1 protein-coding gene is annotated in these 505 nt (G+C 62.4%); it reads right to left on the bottom strand.

Annotation, left to right across the window (positions count from 1 at the left end; genetic code table 11):
- The coding region (locus KW845_RS29335) for a TRAP transporter small permease subunit (RefSeq protein ID WP_218372946.1) at positions 1 to 505 on the bottom strand (505 nt) is incomplete at both ends.

Genomic DNA, 505 nt, shown 5'->3' with positions numbered 1-505 from the left:
CCGCGCGTGCCAGCGGATCCGGGCACTGGCCGCGCAGGTACCCCACGCACTTGATCAGCCGCGAGACACCGGCCAGCACCAGCAGCGCAAAGCCCACCGGAATCAGCAGCTTGACCGGCCAGCGCACCAGACCGCCCGAGTTCGAGGACTGCTCGTTCGAGACGAACGAGTCCATGAACATCGGCCACGACAGGTACATGATCAGGATCGAGGCCGGCAACAGGAAAAACACCACCCCGAAGATCTCGATATAGATCTGCGTGCGCTTCGATAAGCGTGACGACAGAATGTCGACCCGCACGTGTTCGTTCTTGAGCAGGGTATAGCCCGCCGTCAGCAGGAACATGGCACCAAACATGTACCACTGCAGCTCCAGCCACGCGTTCGAGCTCGTCTCGAACACCTTGCGAACCAGGGCGTTGCCGGCGCTGACCAGCACCACCAGCAAGGTGATCCACGTCACGGCTCGGCCAACCCGCAGATTCAGCGCGTCTATGGCGCGCGA

This window comes from Bordetella sp. BOR01 (genome assembly GCF_019218885.1).
Taxonomy (GTDB): Bacteria; Pseudomonadota; Gammaproteobacteria; order Burkholderiales; family Burkholderiaceae_B; genus Bordetella_A.
The sequence above is the reverse complement of the archived record's forward strand: the minus strand, read 5'-3'. Positions and strand labels throughout refer to the sequence as shown.